At 65.2% G+C, this 20,111-nt stretch carries 12 protein-coding genes and 2 pseudogenes; 8 read left to right on the top strand and 6 right to left on the bottom strand.

What is annotated here, in order from left to right:
- Positions 1-8: 8 nt before the first annotated feature.
- Positions 9-3,176: an efflux RND transporter permease subunit gene (locus ACETMP_RS25400; RefSeq protein ID WP_375158305.1), complete on the bottom strand. Its 3,168-nt coding sequence runs from the start codon at positions 3,174-3,176 to the stop codon at positions 9-11.
- Positions 3,173-4,378 (bottom strand): efflux RND transporter periplasmic adaptor subunit, encoded by a 1,206-nt coding sequence (locus ACETMP_RS25395; RefSeq protein WP_375158304.1) that lies wholly within the window; start codon positions 4,376-4,378, stop codon positions 3,173-3,175. Before ACETMP_RS25395 ends, ACETMP_RS25400 begins: the two co-directional genes overlap by 4 nt.
- Positions 4,379-4,751: 373 nt before the next feature.
- On the opposite strand from ACETMP_RS25395, the gene ACETMP_RS25390 reads away from it, so the two are divergent.
- The 8 genes and pseudogenes from ACETMP_RS25390 to ACETMP_RS25355 all read left to right on the top strand — a co-directional run bounded on the left by ACETMP_RS25390 (position 4,752) and on the right by ACETMP_RS25355 (position 14,256).
- On the top strand, positions 4,752-5,906 hold the full coding sequence (locus ACETMP_RS25390) for an iron-containing alcohol dehydrogenase (RefSeq protein WP_375158303.1): 1,155 nt from the start codon (positions 4,752-4,754) through the stop codon (positions 5,904-5,906).
- 17 nt (positions 5,907-5,923) lie between these two features.
- Positions 5,924-7,473, top strand: a pseudogene (locus ACETMP_RS25385) (AMP-binding protein).
- Between the two features lie 402 nt (positions 7,474-7,875).
- The gene (locus ACETMP_RS25380; RefSeq protein WP_375158302.1) at positions 7,876-9,474 is read left to right on the top strand and encodes an ABC transporter substrate-binding protein; all 1,599 of its coding nucleotides are present in this window, start codon (positions 7,876-7,878) and stop codon (positions 9,472-9,474) included.
- A 40-nt stretch (positions 9,475-9,514) separates the two neighbouring features.
- On the top strand, positions 9,515-10,462 hold the full coding sequence (locus ACETMP_RS25375; RefSeq protein ID WP_375158301.1) for an ABC transporter permease: 948 nt from the start codon (positions 9,515-9,517) through the stop codon (positions 10,460-10,462).
- 9 nt (positions 10,463-10,471) lie between these two features.
- The gene (locus tag ACETMP_RS25370) at positions 10,472-11,365 is read left to right on the top strand and encodes an ABC transporter permease (protein ID WP_375158300.1); all 894 of its coding nucleotides are present in this window, start codon (positions 10,472-10,474) and stop codon (positions 11,363-11,365) included.
- A pseudogene (locus ACETMP_RS25365) lies at positions 11,365-12,371 on the top strand (ABC transporter ATP-binding protein). The gene ACETMP_RS25370 and the pseudogene ACETMP_RS25365 overlap by 1 nt, the downstream one beginning before the upstream one ends.
- On the top strand, positions 12,368-13,354 hold the full coding sequence (locus ACETMP_RS25360) for an ABC transporter ATP-binding protein (protein WP_375158299.1): 987 nt from the start codon (positions 12,368-12,370) through the stop codon (positions 13,352-13,354). Before ACETMP_RS25365 ends, ACETMP_RS25360 begins: the two are co-directional and overlap by 4 nt.
- Before the next feature lie 35 nt (positions 13,355-13,389).
- A complete protein-coding gene (locus tag ACETMP_RS25355) occupies positions 13,390-14,256 on the top strand; it encodes a formate/nitrite transporter family protein (RefSeq protein WP_375158298.1) in 867 nt (288 codons plus the stop codon).
- Positions 14,257-14,385: 129 nt separating this feature from the next.
- Here the strand turns inward: ACETMP_RS25355 and ACETMP_RS25350 are convergent, their stop codons facing one another.
- From ACETMP_RS25350 to ACETMP_RS25335, 4 genes are all read right to left on the bottom strand, one after another.
- Positions 14,386-15,186: a hypothetical protein gene (locus ACETMP_RS25350; RefSeq protein WP_375158297.1), complete on the bottom strand. Its 801-nt coding sequence runs from the start codon at positions 15,184-15,186 to the stop codon at positions 14,386-14,388.
- A gap of 221 nt (positions 15,187-15,407) precedes the next feature.
- Entirely contained in the window at positions 15,408-17,381 is a 1,974-nt protein-coding gene (locus ACETMP_RS25345; protein WP_375158296.1) for an acetyl/propionyl/methylcrotonyl-CoA carboxylase subunit alpha, read from the bottom strand.
- Positions 17,378-18,994, bottom strand: a complete 1,617-nt coding sequence (locus ACETMP_RS25340) for an acyl-CoA carboxylase subunit beta (RefSeq protein ID WP_375158295.1) — start codon at positions 18,992-18,994, stop codon at positions 17,378-17,380. Before ACETMP_RS25340 ends, ACETMP_RS25345 begins: the two co-directional genes overlap by 4 nt.
- Before the next feature lie 114 nt (positions 18,995-19,108).
- Complete coding sequence (locus tag ACETMP_RS25335; protein WP_375158294.1) at positions 19,109-19,975, bottom strand: 3-keto-5-aminohexanoate cleavage protein; 867 nt, start codon at positions 19,973-19,975, stop codon at positions 19,109-19,111.
- Between the last annotated feature and the right edge of the window lie 136 nt (positions 19,976-20,111).

Raw genomic sequence — 20,111 nt, 5'->3', positions numbered from 1 at the left:
ACAATGAATCAGGCAACCACCTCCGGCTTCTTGCCCTCGTTCCGCCCCTCCGCCAGGTTCCGCACCACCACATAGAAGATCGGCGTGAACAGAAGCCCGAATAGGGTGACGCCGATCATGCCGAAGAACACGGCAACGCCGACCGCCTGCCGCATCTCGGAACCGGAGCCAGTCGAGATCACCAACGGCAGCACGCCGAGGATGAAGGCGAAGGAGGTCATCAGGATCGGCCGCAGGCGCAGGCGGCAGGCCTCGATCACGGCCTCCAGCCGCGGCCTGCCTTCATTCTCGATGTCGCGCGCGAACTCGACGATCAGAATCGCGTTCTTCGCGGCGAGCCCCACCAGCACGACGAAGCCGATCTGGGTGAGGATGTTGACGTCCTGGCCCATGAGGCGCACGCCGATGGTGGCAGCCAACAGGCACATCGGCACGATCAGGATCACCGCGAACGGCAGGGTCCAGCTGCCATATTGCGCGGCGAGCACGAGATAGACGAACAGCACGCAGATCGGGAACACATAGAGGCCGGCATTGCCGCCGGTGACCTGCTGATACGACAGATCCGTCCACTCGAAGGTGAAGCCGCTCGGCAAGGTGTCGTTCGCCAGCTGCTTGATGGCGTTGAGCGCGGTGGTCGAGCTTACGCCTGGCGCGGGCTCGCCCTGGAGCTCGGATGCGGCATAGAGATTGTAGCGCGCGACGCGGTCGGGACCCGAGACGTCCTTGAACTCGACTACGCTGCCGAGCATCACCATGTCGCCGGAGGCATTGCGCGTGCGCAGGCGTGCGAGATCGCTCGGCTCCTTGCGGAACGGAAAATCGGCCTGCGCGGTGACGTGATAGGTGCGCCCGAACAGGTTGAAGTCGTTGACGTAGGTCGATCCGAAATAGCTCTGGATCGTGTCGTTGATGTTCGAGATGGGAACGCCGAGCTTCTGCGCCTTGGTGCGGTCGATATCGACGAAGAGCTGCGGTGTGTTGGCGGTGAACGGCGAGAACACGGAGGGGCCGAGCAGGAAGGGCGATTTGCGCGCTGCGGCGACGAGTTCGTCGGTGGCCGCGGCGAGCATTTCGGGTCCGCGGCCCTGGCGGTCCTGGATGCGGATAGTGAAGCCGCCGCCGGTGCCGATGCCGGGCACGGCCGGCGGCGGAATCACGATGATGAAGGCGCCCTGGATCGCGGACAGGCGCTTGCGCAGCTCCACCGTGATCGCGCTCGCAGACAATCCCTTCTTGATGCGCGCCTCGGGCTCGTCGAACACGGGGAACAGCGCCGCCGCATTGCCGGCCTGGGTGCGGGTGGCGCCGGAGAAGCCGGCAAAGGCGGCGACGCGGACGATGCCCGGCGTGTCGAGCGCAATCCGCTCGATCTCGCGCACGACCTCGGTGGTGCGCGCCAGCGAGGCCGCACCGGGCAATTGCACGGAGACGATGACGTAGCCGCGATCCTGCGCGGGGATGAAGCCCTGCGGCGTGGTCACGATCAGCCAGCCGGCGCTGCCGATCAGCACGAGGTAGATCAGGAGCATCAGCACCGAATGCCGGATCACGAAATTGGCGAGGCCGGCGTAACCGTGCGCCAGGCGGTCGAAGACGCGGTTGAACACGCCGGTGAAGGCACCCCACGCCCGCGCGACGACATTCCAGCTCGCCGGCGGCCGCTTCGCTTCGTGCGGGGTGAGGATCAGCGATGCCAATGCCGGCGACAGCGTCAGCGAGCAGAAGCAGGAGATCGCGGTCGCGACCGCGATGGTGACGGCGAATTGCTGGAAGAACTGCCCGGAAATGCCGCCGAGGAAGGCGGTCGGGACGAACACCGCGCACAACACCAGCGCGATCGAGACCAGCGCGCTGCCGACCTCCTCCATGGTCTTCAGCGCGGCATCGCGCCGGCTCATGCCGTGCTCGAGATGTCGCTCGACATTCTCGACGACCACGATCGCGTCGTCGACCACGATGCCGACGGCGAGAACCAGGCCAAATAAGGTGAGATTGTTGATGGAGAAGCCCAGCGCCGCCATCACCGCGAAGGTGCCGACCAGCGACACCGGTATCGCGATGATCGGAATGATCGCGGGCCGCCATCCCTGCAGGAACACCAGCACCACGATCACCACGAGCAGCATGGCCTCGTAGATCGTCTTGATCAGCTCGTGCACGGACTGCGCGATGAACTCGGTCGGGTTGTAGCCGATATTGTAGTCGAGACCTTTCGGGAAGCTCTCCTTCAGCCTCGTCATGGTGTCGTTGATGTTCTTTGCCGTGGCGAGCGCATTAGACCCGGGCCGCTGCGTCACCAGCATGGCGACCGCGGATTTGCGCAGCAGGAAGCTGTTGGTGGAGTACGCCAGCGCACCGAGCTCGACGCGGGCGACGTCGCGCAACCGCACGACGCGGCCGTCGGACCCGGCCTTGATCAGGATGTCCTCGAACTGCTTCTGGTCCTTCAGCCGGCCGGTGAAGGTGAGATTCGGCTGGAAGGCGCGGTCGGCGATCGGCGGCTCGGCGATCTGGCCGCCGGCGATCTGCACGTTCTGGGCCCGGATCGCGGCCAGCACCTCGGCCGAGGTCAGGCCGAGATTGGCGATCCGGTCAGGGTCGAGCCACAGCCGCATCGAATAGTCGCGCGCGCCGAAGATCTGGATGTCGCCGACGCCGTCGAGACGCAGCAGCTGGTCGCGGACCTGGAGCAGCGCGTAATTGGAGATGTAGAGCTGGTCGAACGTGTCGTCAGGCGACAGCATGAACACGACCATCAGGATGTCGGGCGAGTTCTTGCGCGTGGTGACGCCGTTGCGCTGCACCTCCTCCGGCAGCCGAGGCTGCGCGATCGCGACGCGGTTCTGCACCAGCACCTGGGCCTTGTCGAGGTCAGTGCCGAGCTTGAAGGTGACGGTGATGGTGAGCTGGCCGTTCGAGGTGGCCTGGCTGTAGAGATACAGCATGTCCTCGACGCCGTTGATCTCCTGCTCGATGGGAGCTGCGACCGTGTCGGAGACCGTCTGCGCGGAGGCGCCGGGATATTGCGTCGTGACCACCACGGTCGGCGGCACCACTTGCGGATATTCGGAGACCGGCAGCGTGGTATAGGCGAGCGCACCGACGATCAGGAGCACGATCGACAGCACCATCGCCAAAATGGGCTGGTTGATGGAGAGACGGCCGAGATTCATGACTTGTCACCGGCTGGGGCTGGCGCGGTCTGCGGAGCGACCTTGGCCCCGACCCGGGCGCGCTGGATGCCGTTGACGATGACGCGGTCCTCCGCCTTCAATCCCTCGCGGATCACTCGCAGGCCGTCATCCAGCGGGCCGAGCACCACGGGACGGGCCTCGACGGTGTCATCGGGCTTCACCACGAAAACGATCTTGCGGGATTGGTCGGTCGCGACGGCGGCATCGGGGATCAGCAGAGCTTCATAGGGCGCGCTGCCGATCAGCCTGACACGGCCGAACTGGCCGGGCAGGATCGAAAGGTCGGTGTTCTTGACGACCGCGCGGCTCCGCAGCGTGCCGGTCGAGACGTCAAGACGGTTGTCGAGAAAGTTGATGGTGCCTTCATGCGAGGGCTTGGTCTCACCGGCGAGCGTCACCTGCACCGGGTTCGCCGTGTCGCGCGAGCTCGGGCGCCGCCCCTCGAACCACAGCTTGCTGTATTTGATGAAGGTCGCCTCGTCCATGTCGAAATAGATGTAGATCGGATCAAGCGTGACGATGGACGTCAGCAATGTCGACGTGCCGCTGTCGCTGCCCTGCACGAGATTGCCGGGACTGACGAGATGGCGGCTGACGCGTCCCGTCAGCGGCGCCGTCACATGCGTGAACTCGATGTTGAGCTTGGCGGCCTTCAGCGCGCCTTCGGCCTGCATCTCGGCGGCGTGCGCGGCCTGCAGGGCTTGGCGGCGCTGATCCACCACCTGCTCGGAGACGGCGCTGCTCTGCACGAGGCTGAGGCCGCGATCGAGCTCGCGCTTGGCAAGCTCCACCTTGGCCCGTGCATCCGACAGCTGGCCCTCCGCTTGCGTCGCCACCGCCTCGAACGGACGCGGGTCGATCACGTAGAGCAGATCGCCCTGGCGCACGATGGCGCCGTCCTGGAATTCGACCGAGTTGACGAAGCCGCCGACACGCGGGCGCACCTGCACCTCCTCGACCGCCTCGAAGCGGCCGGTGAACTCGTCCCAATCGGTGACGGTGCGCTTGACCGGCTGGGCCACCGTCACCGCCGCCGGCGGCGGAGCAGCGGCTTGCGAGGTCGGTTGTCCGCAACCGGTGAGCGCGACAGCCGCGACGAGCAGCGCGGCGATTGCAATCGGTCGGGTCAGAACGAAATCGTGCTTTTTGACAAACCGCTCGCTTCCATCCGGTCCGCTCATCCCAGGTCCTCGCACAAAAGCCGCAGAAAGGCACATGGTACGCTTCTACCTGCGGGCGCCACAAGGTGGGTGGCCAAGATGAACTCTTCAAGACCGCGATGCGCGCAATGCTCGGACGAGCGCCCTGGCCGGAAGACGGGTTGACAGCCCAGATCGCCGGCTTCGCACGCGACGATGAGCGGGCGGATTGCGAATGGGAATCATTGGCCCGGCTCATGAATGGAGACGGCAAGATGTCTGCGGCGCGATCGGTGTCACCCTCCCCTGGAGGGGAGGGTAACAAGAGGGCCAGCGTCTTCACACATGACGGGAGGCGCCGGCTCGGCTAGATTAACCCGCACAAAAACAAGGCGAATTGTCCGGGAGGACAGGCGTGCACCAGGGACGTGTCGTTTTCGGCGCGATCGAGGAGGTCGTATTCGGCCATCCCGCGGCCGACGCCATCGTCGGGCAGATGGACCGGTTGGGAACGCGCCGGGCCTTCCTGATGGTCTCCGGCACGCTCAACCGGCAAACCAACGAAATCGAGACGATCAAGCAGGCACTGGGCCCGCGCTGCGCTGGCCTGTTCGACGCCATGCCGGCGCATACGCCGCGCGAGGCGGTGATCGCGGCCACCCATGCGGCGCGCGCGGCGGAGGCCGATCTGATCGTCACCGTGGGTGGCGGCTCGATCACCGACGGTGCCAAGGCGGTGCAGCTTTGCCTCGCCAATGGCATCACCGAGGTCGACGGCATCGAACGCATCCGCGTCCGCAAGGGCATCGCGCCCGAGATGAATGCGCCGACGGTGCGACAGGTCAGCGTGCCGACCACGATCGCCGGGGGCGAGTTCAGCGCGATCGCCGGCGTCACCGACCGCAGCACCAATGTGAAGCAGATGTTGCGGCATCCGCTGACGGTGCCGCGCGCGACCATCCTCGATCCGGCCATCACCGTGCACACGCCGGAATGGCTGTTCCTGTCGACCGGCATCCGTGCCATCGACCATTGCGTCGAGGCGATCTGCTCGCGGGAGACGCATCCTTATGCCGACGCGCAGGCGGTGAAGGGCCTCGCCATGCTCGCCGAAGCGCTGCCGCGGGTGAAGGCCAATCCCGCCGATCTCGACGCGCGAATGGACGCGCAGATCGGCACCTGGCTGTCGATGGGCGCGCTCGCTGCCGGCGTGCCGATGGGCGCGAGCCACGGCATCGGCTACGTGCTGGGCGCGGCCTTCGACGTGCCGCATGGCTACACTTCCTGCGTCATGCTGCCTGCGGTGATGCGCTGGAATGCCCGCGACAACGCCGAGCGGCAGATGATCGTCGCCGCCGCCATGGGCTATCCCGGCCACAACGCCGCCGATGTGCTCGATGCCTTCATCCGCTCGCTCGGCATGCCGCGCAGCCTTGCCGACGTGCATGTGTCGCCCGAGCATTTCGAGTCGATCGCCGACCAGGCGATGCGCACGCCCTGGGTGCCGCGCAACCCGCGCAAGATCGAAAGCCCGGCAGCGGTGCGCGAAATCCTGCTTCTTGCCGCGTGATTCAAGCCGGAGGATAGATGTACACAGGTCACCACGCCCGCCTGCGCCCGCTGCAGCCCGCCTTCATCATGGCGGCCACAGGCGAGGCCGTCACCTATCGTGAGCTGGAGGCGCGCAGCAACCGGCTGGCGCATCTGTTCCGCAAGCACGGCTTGAGGCGGCTCGACCATTACTCGATCTTCATGGAGAACAATTCGCGGTACCTGGAAGCCTGCGGCGCGGGCGAACGCTCCGGGCTGTACTACACCTGCATCAACTCCTTCCTGACGCCGGGCGAGCTCGCCTATCTGCTCGTCAACAGCCAGTCGAAAATCCTGATCACGTCGGTGGCGAAGCTCGACATCGCGCGCGAGGCGATCAAGTCCTGCCCCGATATCAAGCTCTGCATCGTCGCCGATGGCCCGGGCGAAAGCGAGCGCATCGTCGGGCTTGCGGACGTGACCGCGGACATGCCGGCGACACCGATCGCGGACGAATGGCTGGGCACCGCCATGCTGTACTCGTCCGGCACGACGGGACGGCCGAAAGGCATCCTGCGGCCGCTGCCGGAGGAGCCGCCGAAGCACAATCTGCCGCTGTTCGATTTCCTGACCAAGCTCTGGCACTACCGTGAGGGCATGGTCTACCTCTCGCCGGCCCCGCTCTATCATTCCGCCCCGCAAGCCGCCGTGAACCTCACGATCCGCATGGGCGGTACCGTGATCATCATGGAGAGCTTCGATCCCGAGCGGTACCTCGAGCTGGTCCAGCGCTGGGGCATCACGCACACCCAGCTGGTGCCGACAATGTTTTCGCGCATGCTGAAGCTGCCGGAGGAGGTCCGCAAGCGCTACAACCTGTCGTCGCTCGAGATCGCGATCCATGCCGCCGCGCCTTGCCCGGCGCTGGTCAAGGACGACATGATCAAATGGTGGGGACCCATCATCCACGAATATTACGGCGCGACCGAGGGCCTCGGCTTTACCGCCTGCAACAGCGAGGAATGGCTTAGCCATCGCGGCACCGTCGGCAAGGTGCTGCTCGGCGACCTCCACATCCTCGACGAGAACATGCGGGAATGTCCGGCCGGGACGCCCGGCCAGGTCTGGTTCAAGACGGCGACACCGTTCGAATATTTCAACGACCTTGAGAAGACCAGGGAGGCGCGCTCGGCCGACGGCAGCATGAGCACGGTCGGCGATGTCGGCTATGTCGACCAGGACCGTTTCCTGTACCTGACCGACCGCGCGACCTTCATGATCATCTCCGGGGAGTGAACATCTATCCGCAGGAATGCGAAAACCTCCTGATCACCCATCCGAAGGTGGCCGATGCCGCGGTTTTCGGCGTGCCCAATGCCGATCTCGGCGAGGAGGTGAAGGCGGTGGTGCAGCCGATGCCGGGCGTGGTGCCGGACGCGGCGCTGGCCGAAGAGCTGATCGCGTTCTGCGCGAAGTCGCTGTCGCGGCAGAAGGTGCCGCGCTCGGTCGATTTCGAGAAGGAATTGCCGCGGCTGCCGACCGGGAAGCTGTACAAGCGCCTGCTGCGGGACCGGTATTGGGGAAACAAGGCGTCAAGGATCGTGTGAGGGCGCCTGTCCACTCGCGCGAGATGCGCGAGACGCGTCGACACAAAAGGTGTCGTCCCGGGGCGCGCGGAGCGCGAACCCGGGATCCATAACCACAGGGAGTGGTTATCGCGCAAGCAGGTCACCCCGAGTCTTCGCCAAACGTCTCCCTGTGGCTATGGGTCCCGGAGCTGTGCTTCGCTTGTCCGGGACGACAGCGAGTTTGTTGAGATAGCATCGCCCAATATCTGCACCGGGAACCATCTCTTCGCACCTGCACTCTCACATTGTGAGATGTGAGGTCCTGCGGCCTTCCGTCATCCGAAATGTCGAGGCGGCGCGATCGGGGTTGCCACGCGCGGCTTGCGTGCTATCGTCGCGACAAACAGGCCGCAAAAAGGCCGATGTCCAGGGAGGATGAGCATGCGGAGCGTGTGGGCGCTCGCCGCGACGGCGGCGCTATCTGTGCTGATGGCCTCGACTGCCACGCTTGCCGGCGAGCCCAAGCAGGGCGGCGTCCTGCGGATGTATCACCGCGACAGTCCGGCCAACGCGTCGATCCTCGAAGGCGCGACCTATTCGGTCAACGTGCCGTTCATGGGGGTCTTCAACAATCTCGTCATCTACGATCAGCACATCGCGCAGAATAGTCCCGATACCCTCAGGCCCGAGCTCGCCGAAAGCTGGTCCTGGAGCAGCGACAACAAGAAGCTGACGTTCAAGCTGCGTCAGGGCGTCAAATGGCACGACGGCAAGCCGTTCACGTCGGCCGACGTCAAATGCAGCTTCGATCTCCTGATGGGCAAATCGCAGCAGAAGCTGCGGCAGAATCCACGCAAGACCTGGTACAACGAAGTCAACGAGATCACGACGAGCGGCGATTTCGAGGTCTCATTCGCCCTGAAGCGGCCGCAACCCTCGCTGCTGGCGATGCTCGCGTCCGGCTATACGCCGGTCTATCCCTGCCACGTCTCTCCGGCGGACATGCGCACCCATCCGATCGGGACCGGACCGTTCAAGTTCGTCGAGTTCAAGGCCAATGAATCGATCAAGCTGACGCGAAATCCGGACTATTGGAAGAAGGGCCTGCCCTATCTCGACGGCATCGAGTACACGATCATCACGAACCGCTCGACCGCGATCCTCGCTTTCGTCGCCGGCAAGTTCGACATGACCTTCCCGACGCACATCACGATCCCGCTGCTGAAGGACATCAAGTCGCAGGCGCCGAACGCGACCTGCGTCGTCGAGCCGACCAACGTTTCGACCAACATCATCGTCAATTCGAGCTCGGCGCCGTTCGACAATATCGATGTTCGCAGAGCCATGTCGCTCGCGCTCGACCGCAAGGCCTTCGTCGACATCCTGTTCGAGGGCCAGGCCGATATCGGCGGCACCATGCTGCCGCCGCCTCAGGGCATCTGGGGCATGCCCAAGGACAAGCTCGAGACCATTCCGGGCTACGGCCCGAACGTCAACGCGAACCGCGAGGAGGCGAAGAAGCTGATGCAGAAGGCGGGCTACGGTCCCGACAAGCATCTTGCGGTGAAGGTCTCGACACGCAACATCGCGGAATATCGCGACCCCGCGGTGATCCTGATCGACCAGCTCAAGAGCATCTATATCGACGGCGAGCTCGACGTCGTCGAGACGGCCAACTGGTTTCCGAAGGTTGCACGCAAGGACTACATGCTCGGCCTCAATCTGACCGGCAGCGCCGTCGACGACCCCGACCAGTCCTTCTACGAGAACTATTCCTGCGGCTCGGAACGCAACTACACCAATTACTGCAACAAGGAGATCGAGAAGCTGTTCGACGTGCAATCGCAGGAGACCGACGTCAACAAGCGCAAGCCGCTGGTGTGGGACATCGACAGGAAGCTGCAGGAGGACGTCGCCCGCCCGATCATCTTCCATGCACGCGCCGGCACCTGCTGGCAGCCCTACGTCAAGGGCGTCACGATCATGTCGAACAGCTCCTATAACGGCTTTCGCTACGAGGACGTGTGGCTCGACAAGTAGCACGGCAGGCTGAAGACTAGCGGCTCGCGGAGGGCGAAGGATGTTTGCCTATCTGGTGCGACGCCTGTTCCTGATGCTCGTGACCCTGCTTGGGATCTCGGTCGTCATCTTCGTCCTGCTGCGCGTCGTGCCCGGCAATATCGTCGACATCCTGTTCGCCGCCGCCGGCTATGTCGATCCCGCCGACAAGGCCAATCTGGAGAAGGAGCTCGGTATCGACCAGCCGCTGATCGTGCAATATTGGCACTGGATCAGCGGCTTTCTGCGCGGCGACTTTGGCTATTCCTATGTTTCCGAGAAGCCGGCGCTGCAGGAGATATTGCCGCGAATTCCGATCACGGCAAAGCTGGCCGGCCTCGCGCTGCTGTTCTCGGCCTCGATCGGGATTCCCTTGGGCGTCATCAGCGCCGTGAAGCAGGGCACGCGGCTGGATTACGCCTTGCGCGTTATCAGCCTCAGCGGCCTGTCGCTGCCCTCGTTCTGGCTCGGCCTTCTGATCCTCACCGCGTCGGTGGCGATGTTCGGCCAGATGCCGATTTTCAATCCCAATCCGCAGACCTGGCTCGAGGCGTTCGCGACGTACGCCGTGCCGGCCGCCGCCGTCGGCTTCCGCAGCGCGGCGCTGACCATGCGCATCACGCGGTCCTCGATGCTGGAGGTGCTGCGGCAGGACTACATCCGCACCGCGCGCGCCAAGGGTGCCTCCGATGCCGCCGTGAACTACCGTCACGCGCTGAAGAACGCGATTCTGCCCGTGATCACCGTGATCGGCATCGAGGCGGCCTTCCTGATCGGCGGCCTGATCGTCACCGAAACGGTATTCAACATCCCCGGTGTCGCCCGCTTCCTGGTCGAGGCGATCCGCTGGCGCGACTATCCGATCGTGCAGAACCTCGTAATGTTCATCGCCGTGGTCGTGGTGGTCGCGAATTTCACCGTCGACATGCTCTACGCGGTGTTCGATCCGCGGATCAGGTACACGGATTAGGAGAGCTACTTGGCCGCGATCGACTTCGACGTTGAACTGAGGCGGGCCGGCGCGCATGCCACCGGGGGCTGGCGGCGCGTGCTGTTCCTGGCGCAGCGGCACGTGCTCGGCGCGGCCGGGCTCATCATCATGACGGTGTTCGTGCTCACCGCGATCTTTGCCGACTTCATCGCGCGCTACGACCCGCTGACGGTCGATTCCGCGCGCGCGCTGGCTCGCCCGAGCTGGGCGCACTGGATGGGGACCGATTCCTTCGGCCGCGACGTGTTCAGCCGCATCATCCACGGCGCGCGCATCTCGCTCGCCGTCGGCATCGGCTCGACCGCGCTCGGCGGCACGATCGGCGTCATCGTCGGGCTCACCTCCGGCTACCTGTCCGGCTGGGTCGATCTCGTCTTCCAGCGCGTGTCCGACGTTCTTCAGGCGCTGCCGCTGCTGGTCCTCGCCCTGATCATGACGGCGGCGCTCGGCCCGTCCCTGCCGAACGTCATCATCGCCATCGCGATCCCGCTGATCCCGACCGTGTCGCGCGTCACCCGCGCCAATACGCTGGCGCTGCGCGAGCAGCCCTTCGTCGAAGCCGCCAAGTCGATCGGCATGAGCGAGGTGCGGATCGCGCTGCGCCACGTGCTGCCGAACACGCTCGCGCCGCTGATCGTGCTCGCGACCGCCCAGCTCGGCTCGACCATCCTGACCGAGGCCTCCCTCTCCTTCCTCGGCCTCGGCATTCCCGAGCCCTATCCATCCTGGGGCCGCATGCTGTCGGAATCCGCCGCCGAATATGTCCGCACGGCGCCCTGGCTGGTGATCTTTCCGGGCATCGCCATCAGCCTCGCCGTGTTCGGCGCCAATCTGTTCGGCGACGCCCTGCGTGACATTCTCGATCCCCGGCAGCGCGGCTGATGACGAAACAATCCGATCTCGTGCTCGAGGTGAAGAACCTGAAGACGGTGTTCTTCACCAATTCCGGCCTGTTCAAGGCCGTGGACGATCTCTCCTTCAACGTGAGGCGCGGCGAGACCCTGGCGATCGTCGGCGAATCCGGCTGCGGCAAGAGCGTCACCGCGCTGTCGCTGATGCGGCTCGTGCCCGACCCGCCCGGCCGCATCGTCGGCGGCTCCGTCTCGCTCGAGGGCACCGATCTGCTGGCGCTGGACGAAGCGGAGATGCGCGCCGTCAGGGGCAACCGCGTCTCCATGATCTTCCAGGAGCCGATGACGTCGCTCAATCCGGTGATGCGGATCGGCGACCAGATCGTCGAAGCGGTGCGGCTGCACCGGAACATCCCGGCCAGGAGGCCCAGGACATCGCCGTCGAGATGCTCCGCCTGGTGCGCATTCCCGAGCCGGCGCGCCGCGCGAGGGAATATCCGCATCAGCTGTCCGGCGGCATGCGCCAGCGCGCGATGATCGCGATGGCGCTGGCCTGCCGGCCGGCGCTGCTGCTCGCGGACGAGCCGACCACCGCGCTCGACGTCACCATCCAGGCGCAGATCCTGGCGCTGATCCTCGACCTTCAGAAGGAGCTCGGCACCGGGCTCGTGCTGATCACCCACGATCTCGGCGTCGTCGCACAGACCGCCCAGCGCGTGATCGTGATGTATGCGGGGCGGAAGGTCGAGGAGGCCAGCGTCGAGGCGCTATTCGCCTCGCCAAAGCATCCCTATACGCGCGGGCTGATGGCTTCGATCCCGGCCGTCCCCGCCCCCGGCATTGTCGCGCCGGCGCGGCTGAACGAGATCCCCGGCACGGTGCCCTCGCTGGTGCGCTTGCCGAAGGGTTGCGCCTTCGCGCCGCGCTGCAAGCTCGCCATCAAGCGTTGCGAGGCCGAATATCCGCCGCTGGCGGATTGGGGCGACGGCCATCTCGCCGCCTGCTGGCGCGCGGAAGAAGTCGCGGAGGTGGCATGACCGAGGTGCTGCTCGAGGTCACCGACCTCAAGAAATATTATCCGGTGCGCGCCGGCGTGCTGCGGCGGCTGGTCGGCACCGTGCATTCGGTCGACGGCGTCTCGTTTTCCCTTCAGGCCGGCGAGACGCTCGGGCTCGTCGGCGAGTCCGGCTGCGGCAAGTCGACGGTGGCGCGCAGCGTGCTGCGGCTGGTCGAGCCGACCTCCGGCCAGATCCGCCTCGACGGGGAGGACATCACGTACCTCTCCAAGTCGGCGCTGCGCCCGCACCGACGCTCGATGCAGATCGTGTTCCAGGATCCGTTCGCCTCGCTCAATCCGCGCATGACCGCCGGCGACATCGTCGGCGAGCCGCTGATCGTGCATGGTCTTGCGACCGGCAAGGCGCTGGAGGCGCGGGTTGCAAAGCTGTTCGAGCAGGTGGGCTTGCGACCGGATCAGATGCGCAACTTTCCGCATCAATTCTCCGGCGGCCAGCGCCAGCGCATCTGCATCGCGCGGGCGCTGGCGCTGGGGCCCCGCCTGATCGTCTGCGACGAGCCGGTCTCCGCGCTCGACGTCTCGATCCAGGCGCAGGTGATCAACCTTCTGATCGACCTGCAGCGGCAGCACGGCTTCTCCTATCTCTTCATCGCCCACGACCTCGCCGTGGTGGCGCATATCAGCCACCGCGTTGCCGTGATGTATCTCGGCCGCATCGTCGAGATCGCCGGCAAGGACGAGCTGTTCCGCAATCCCAGGCATCCCTACACGCAGGCGCTGCTCGCCTCGGTGCCGATTGCCAACCCGCTGGCGAAGAAGCTCGCGCCGCTGGTCGACGGCGACGTGCCGAGCCCGGTCAATCCACCGCCGGGCTGCGCATTTCACACCCGCTGCCGGTTTGCGATGGAGCGCTGCAAGATCGAGCGGCCGGCGCTGCTGGACGCGGGCGACGGGCACCAGGTGGCATGCCTGCTCAATGACGGGACGGGGCGGGGCCGCTAGGGCGTGGACTCATAGAATCAATGTCAGCTCCTCTCATGATCGAAAAAATCGAAAGGTCGTGCGACACCGGTCGTGTCGACGCTCCACTACCGCCCGAAATGGCTCTTGCGTGCGAAGTCGCCGGCGCTGCGAAAGCCGGGCGCGATGAGATTACTCTCGTTGTCCTCGGCGTTCTCGCAGGCGCTTTCATTGCGCTCGGCGCGATGTTCATGACGGTCGTAATGACCGGAGCTGGCGACCTCCCATGGGGTATTGCACGCCTTCTTGCCGGCCTCGTCTTCTCGCTTGGCCTTGTCCTGGTGATTGTCGGCGGCGCTGAATTGTTCACCGGAGACTCATTGATGATCGTGGCCTGGGCAAGCCGGCGCATTACGGTTGGGTCGCTCCTGCGCGCATGGTCACTGGTGTACGTCGGCAACATCGGTGGTGCGGTCGGCACGGCCGCCCTGGTATTTCTGGCTGGTCAGTATGGAGTTGCCGGCGGCCAAGTGGGGAAAACGGCGCTTGCAATCGCATCGGCCAAAGCAGGGCTACCTACAGGTCAATTGTTTTTCCTCGCCGTGCTTTGCAACGTGTTGGTCTGCCTCGCCGTGTGGATGTCTTTTGGGGCTCGAAGCGCAACCGATAAGATTATGGTTATCGTGCCGCCCGTCACGGCCTTTGTTGCCGCCGGTTTCGAACACTCTGTCGCCAATCTCTATTTCTTGCCTTACGCGCTCGCGATCAAATATTGGGTTGGGCCAGAATTCTGGACTGCAATTGGTGGCAGTGCGACAGATTATGCGGTGCTCAACGCAGTCAGCGCGGCTCACAACATTGTCGTAGCCACCATTGGCAATCTTGTCGGCGGAAGCCTTCTGGTTGGTGCGGTCTATTGGTTCGTGTATCTGCGCCGACGTTAAGGCGCGATCCTATGGCCGTTCTCGAATGACGAGGATTGGGTCGTCGCCGTGATTGTCAGCTGCTGGCCCTTCAGGCATTGGAAGATTGCTGCTTCTGCCGGTGTTGGGGCGCAAACCGGGGCCAGCCGCTTAATGCGTACACGGTCTTGATCCCAGCGCCCGGATCACCGGCCAGGCGGCGAGCGCGGCAGCGAGATGCTTGAGCGTATGGCCCGAGACGATGTGGCCCGTCGCGTCGAACACGATCGCATCGCCAAGCTCGAACAGCTTGGCCAATGCGTAGAAGAAGATCACGCCGCCGAGCGGTACGCCAAGCGCGCCGGGCCGGGGCCGCGTCGACGCCAGTGCCACGGCGAGCGCGATGCCGCCGTACTGCACGACCACCCATGGCATGAGATTCTCGCGCGCGACCCAAGCCGCCAGCAGGCCCGCGATCATCATCAGCACCAGCACCGCCTCGCCCGCGCGCACGCTGATGCGCTCGCTGGCGGCGATGCCCAGAAATCCCGCAAACGCCACGGCCATGCCGAGGCGGTCGGCGACCAGCCGTTGCGGCACGTCTGGGTCGAGATGATAAAAGCCTGAGCCCAGGCAGGTGAGGATCAGTCCCACAAAGAACCAGCTTGCACCGACCGGCACATCGAGACGGCCGCGCAGCCGCTCCGTGCCCCAGACACCCATCGCGAGAAAGGCGAGATTGCTCAGTACGTCGGCGGCGTTGGGCACGCCGAGCCAGGTTCGGCCGTCGACGAAATGCGGGATGTGCCAGGCGGCGGCAGGCAGCGCGGGTGCGAAGAGCGACGCCAGTGCCAGCACGAACAGCGCCGCGGCCAGATATTTTTCGCGGGCTTGCGGGGCGCCGAACGGGAGGCGGCGGAACACCGAGGGGAGGATGGCAGCCGCCTGGATGGGATCGTTTGCGCGCGACATGCGGGGCTCCTAATGTGAACATTGTTCATCATTAGTAGCAGCAGAATGAACAATGTTCAATGAAGATCATCCACGGCTGCGACCGTTTACCTATCCCCTTGTTATCAAAATATTTTTTAGAATTAGGGTTACGTCTAATGTCACGTGCGGGCGAGCCAGCCACGCTCGCCCTTGGCGACATGGGTTCCGGCGCTCGCGCTTCGCGCGTCCGGGACACGAGGTTAGGCGGCGATCTCCGCCACGATCCTGCCCGTGGTCACCTGCTCGCCCTCGGCGACGTCGATCGCGGCGACGACGCCGTCGATGCCGGCCTTGTGGACGTGCTCCATCTTCATCGCCTCCAACGTCATCACCGGCTGGCCGGCTGCGACGCGGTCGCCCGGCTTGACCAGGACGGCGACGACGCGGCCGTTCAGGGCCGCGCGGACCTTGCCGTCGCCGCCATTGCTTGCGGCCGCCTTCGGCGCAGCGAGGGTCAGGTCACTCACCGTGAGCGGGATACCGCGATGCCGGAGGTGGAGCCGGTCGCCGTCGCGCAGGAATTTGGCGCTGTCCATCACGCCGTCATGGCGGAAGCGGATCATGTCGGAATCAAGCTGCTCGATCTCGAACCGGTCCTGCCGGCCATCGGTCGCCACGGTATAGCTGCCGTCGCGCTCGCGCGTGATGTCGAGCTCGTGCGCGTGGCCTGCGATCTCGATCTTCGCAGGAAGCGCGAATGTGGCCGACAGGCGCCGGCCACTTTGCCAGCACGGCGCGCGCGGATTGGTGACGTAGAGCAGCAGGCCTGCAAGCGCCGTATCGAATGCCGCCTCTCGCCGCGGCGCCAGCAATTCGTCGCGATGCGCGCCGATGAAAGCCGTCGTCGCCTCGCCCTTGGCAAAGCCGGGATGACGCAGGCACGACATCAGGAACGCCTGGTTGGTCGTCACGCCGAACGCGGTGAGCTGCTCCAGGCCGACGATCAGCCGTCCCCTCGCCTCCTCGCGCGTGGTGCCATGGCTGATCACCTTGGCGATCATGGAATCGTAGAACGGAGGAATTTCCGAGCCCGATTGCAGCGCGTGCTCGACACGGATGCTGTCAGGCACCTGCCAGCGCGCCATGCGGCCCGACTGCGGCATGAAGTCGTGCGCGGCGTCTTCCGAGCACAGCCGCACCTCGATGGCATGGCCGGAGAACTCGATGTCCTGCTGCTTCACCGGCAATTGCTCGCCGCGCGCGACGCGCAGCTGCAGTTCGACGAGATCGAGCCCGGTGATCGCCTCGGTGACGGGATGCTCGACCTGAAGACGCGTGTTCATCTCCATGAAGTAGAATTCGCCGCTGGCATCGAGCAGGAATTCCAGCGTGCCGGCGCCTTCATAGCGCAGCGCCTTCACGGCCGCGACGGCGACCTCGCCCATCCTGGCGCGCAGCTCCGGCGTGACGGCGGGCGACGGCGCCTCCTCGATCAGCTTCTGGTGCCGACGCTGCACCGAGCAGTCGCGCTCGCCGAGATGAATGGCGTTGCCGAAGCTGTCGCCGAACACCTGGATCTCGATATGCCGTGGATTTTGGATCGCGCGCTCGAGGATGATTGTGGGATCGCCGAACGCGGCCTTGGCTTCCGACCGCGCGCTGCGCAGCGCATCCGGGAACGCGGCCTCCTCAGTGACGAGCCGCATGCCGCGGCCGCCGCCACCGGCGACCGCCTTGATCATGATGGGGAAGCCGATCTTCCTGGCCTCCGCAAGCATGATTTCGTCGCCCTGCTCTGCGCCCTGATAGCCCGGCACGACGGGAACGCCGGCCTTCGTCATGATATCCTTGGCACCGGCCTTGTTGCCCATCGCCTCGATCGCCTGCGGCGCCGGGCCGATGAAGACCAAGCCCGCATCCTTGCAGGCTTGCGCAAACTCCTCGTTCTCGGCGAGGAAGCCGTAGCCGGGATGGACGGCATCGGCGCCGCTCGCCTTGGCCGCTGCGATGATCGCGGGGATGTTGAGATAGGACTGCGCCGGCAAGGCTTCGCCGATGCGCACGGCCTGGTCGGCCTGCTTGACGTGGAGCGCATCGCGATCCGCATCCGAATAGACCGCGACGACGCCGAGGCCGAGCTTTCGCGCGCTGCGCATCACGCGGAGCGCGATCTCGCCGCGGTTGGCGACCAGGACCTTGAAGAACGGCCGATGCTGCACTGATCCGTTCCTCATGGGCGGGCCACCGAAAACTGCATGCGCTGCGGCGTGCGTGCATCGCCCTCGCGGCAGATCGCGAGCACTTCGGACAGCACCGCGCGGGTGTCGCGCGGATCGATCACGCCGTCGTCGAGCACGCGCGCGCTGGTGGAGAAAACGTCCATCTGGCCGTCGAATACGCCGATGATCTGCGCCCTCATGGCATCGAGCTTCTCCTTCTCGATCGGCTTGCCGCGGCGGGCGGCGGCAGCCTCGGTGACGATGGCCATGGTCTCGGCAGCCTGCTCGCCGCCCATCACGGCGGTCTTGGCGTTGGGCCAGGAGAAGCAGAAGCGCGGATGGAAGCCGCGCCCGCACATGCCGTAATTGCCTGCGCCGAACGAGGCACCGCAATAGATGGTGATCTGCGGCACCGTCGCCGAAGTGACCGCCTGGATCATCTTCGAGCCGTGCTTGATCATGCCGGCTTCCTCATAGGCCTTGCCGACCATGTAGCCGGTCGTGTTGTTGAGATAGAGCAACGGCGTACGCGTCTGGCAGCAGGCCTGGATGAAATGCGTCGCCTTGTTGGCGCCCGCGGGATCGAGCGGGCCGTTGTTGGTGATGATGCCGATCGCCTGTCCCTCGATGCGGGCATGGCCGCAGACGGTGGCCGGGCCGTAATTGGGTGCCATCTCGGTGAAATCGGAATCATCGATGATGCGCGCGATCACTTGGCGCATGTCCACGGGCCGCTTGTGGTCCATCGGCATGATGCCGAGCAGCTCGTCCTGGTCGTAGCGCGGCGGCTTGAACTCCGGAGCCGCCCGGCCCGGCCGCTCCCATTGCAGCGCGGCCATGATCTCGCGCGCGATGCGCAGTGCGTCACGGTCGTCCTCGGCGAGATAGTCGCCGAGGCCTGAGACCTGCGTGTGCATCTCGGCGCCGCCGAGCTCCTCCTCGGTTGCGATCTCGCCGGTCGCGGCCTTCAGCAGCGGCGGTCCTGCGAGAAAGGCGCGGGTGCGGCCGCGGACCATCACAATGTAATCGGACAAGCCGGTCTGATAGGCGCCGCCGGCGGTCGAGGAGCCGTGCGTGACGGTGACGACAGGCAGGCCTGCCGCCGAGAGCCGCGCCAGATTGCGAAAGATATTGCCGCCGCGGATAAAGTCCTCGACGCGGTAGCGCAGGAGATTGGCGCCGGCGCTTTCGACGAGTTGCACATAGGGCAGCTTGTTCTCCAGCGCGAGCTCCTGCACGCGCAGCGTCTTGTCGAGGCCAAAGGGCTGCAGCGCGCCGGCATCGATGCCGGAATCGCTGGCGCTGACCATGCAGCGGACGCCCGAGACGAAGCCGATGCCGGCGATGACGCCGCCGCCGGGTACGCTCTTGCTCGCATCCGGCACGTCGAACATGTAGCCGGCCAGCGTCGACAGCTCGATGAAGGGCGCGCCGGGATCGAGCACCAGCGCGACGCGCTCGCGCGGCAGCAGCTGCCCACGCTTGTGGAAACGGTCCTTTGCCGCGGCAGATGCCGCCCGTGTGCGCTCTTCCAGCGCGCGCATGCGGTCGATCAGCGCGAGCATGCCGTCCCGGTTGGCGTGGTAGCCGGCGCTACCGGGGGAGATGGTGTTTTCGAGAATGGACATGGCTTGATCCTGCTCGTCATTGCGAGGAGCGAAGCGACGAAACAATCCAGACTGCATCCGAGGAGAGATTCTGGATTGCTTCGCTTCGCTCGCAATGACGGGTGAGGCGATACCTTACCTGTTCGTCCCAAAGATCTTCCGCGCCTCGGCCGGGCTCGCGATCTCGCGGCCCGCACGCCTTGCGCAGGCGGCGATCGCCTCGATCAACTGGCCGTTCGACGTCACCTTCTTGCCGTCGGCGAGATAGAGCGTATCCTCGAGTCCCGTGCGCAAGTGCCCGCCGAGCTCGGCGCAGCGCTGGTGCAGCGGCCAGATCTCCTCGCGGCCAATGGCGGTGACCTGGAAATGCGCCTCGGGACGCTTCAGCTTGAGCAGGATCGGCAGCAACTCGGGATCGGCGGGCATGCCGGAGGCAACGCCCATCACGAAGTTGTACTCGAGCGGGCCGTTGTACATGCCGACCTGGCGATACATGCCGACGCAGCGGACGATGCCGACATCGAAGCACTCGAACTCGGGGATGGTGCCGACCGCGTTCATGACGTCGAGATAGTCCTTCACCTTCTCGACCGCGTTGTCGAACATCATCGGAGGCCAGGCCCAGGTGTTATCGGCCTTCACCTTCAAATAATTGAGCGAGCCGGCATTGCAGGCAGCGATCTCCGGCTTGGTCTCGCGGATGCAATCGAGCGCGCCGGAGTAGTTCGGCCCCGACACGCCCGAGGTGTGATTGATGATGACGCCGGGGCAGGCTTCGCGGATGGCCTGCTGAATCTCCCTGCTGACGCTCACCTCCCAGGACGGCAGGTGCCCCTTGCCCGGCGCCTGCTGGCGCAGATGGATGTGCATGACCGACGCGCCGGCCTCGAACGCGGCCTTGGCTTCGCGCGCCATCTGCTCGGGCGTCACGGGTACGTTGTGCTGCTTGGGGTCGGTGAGCACGCCGTTCAGCGCGCAGGTGATAACGGCCTTGTCGCTCATGCCAACAATATCTCGCACGTTGAGAATTCAACGTTTGCGATCATGTGATGAGTGGCATGCGGCTTCTTGCGCGGAGAAGCTGGGAAATGAGCATGAATTCGTAGGGTGGGTTAGCGCAGCGTAACCCACCAAGGTC

It is taken from the genome of Bradyrhizobium dasycarpum, assembly GCF_042019905.1.
Taxonomy (GTDB): domain Bacteria; phylum Pseudomonadota; class Alphaproteobacteria; order Rhizobiales; family Xanthobacteraceae; genus Bradyrhizobium; species Bradyrhizobium japonicum_B.
Note: the sequence above shows the minus strand (reverse complement) of the source record. Positions and strands in the feature narration are given on the sequence as shown.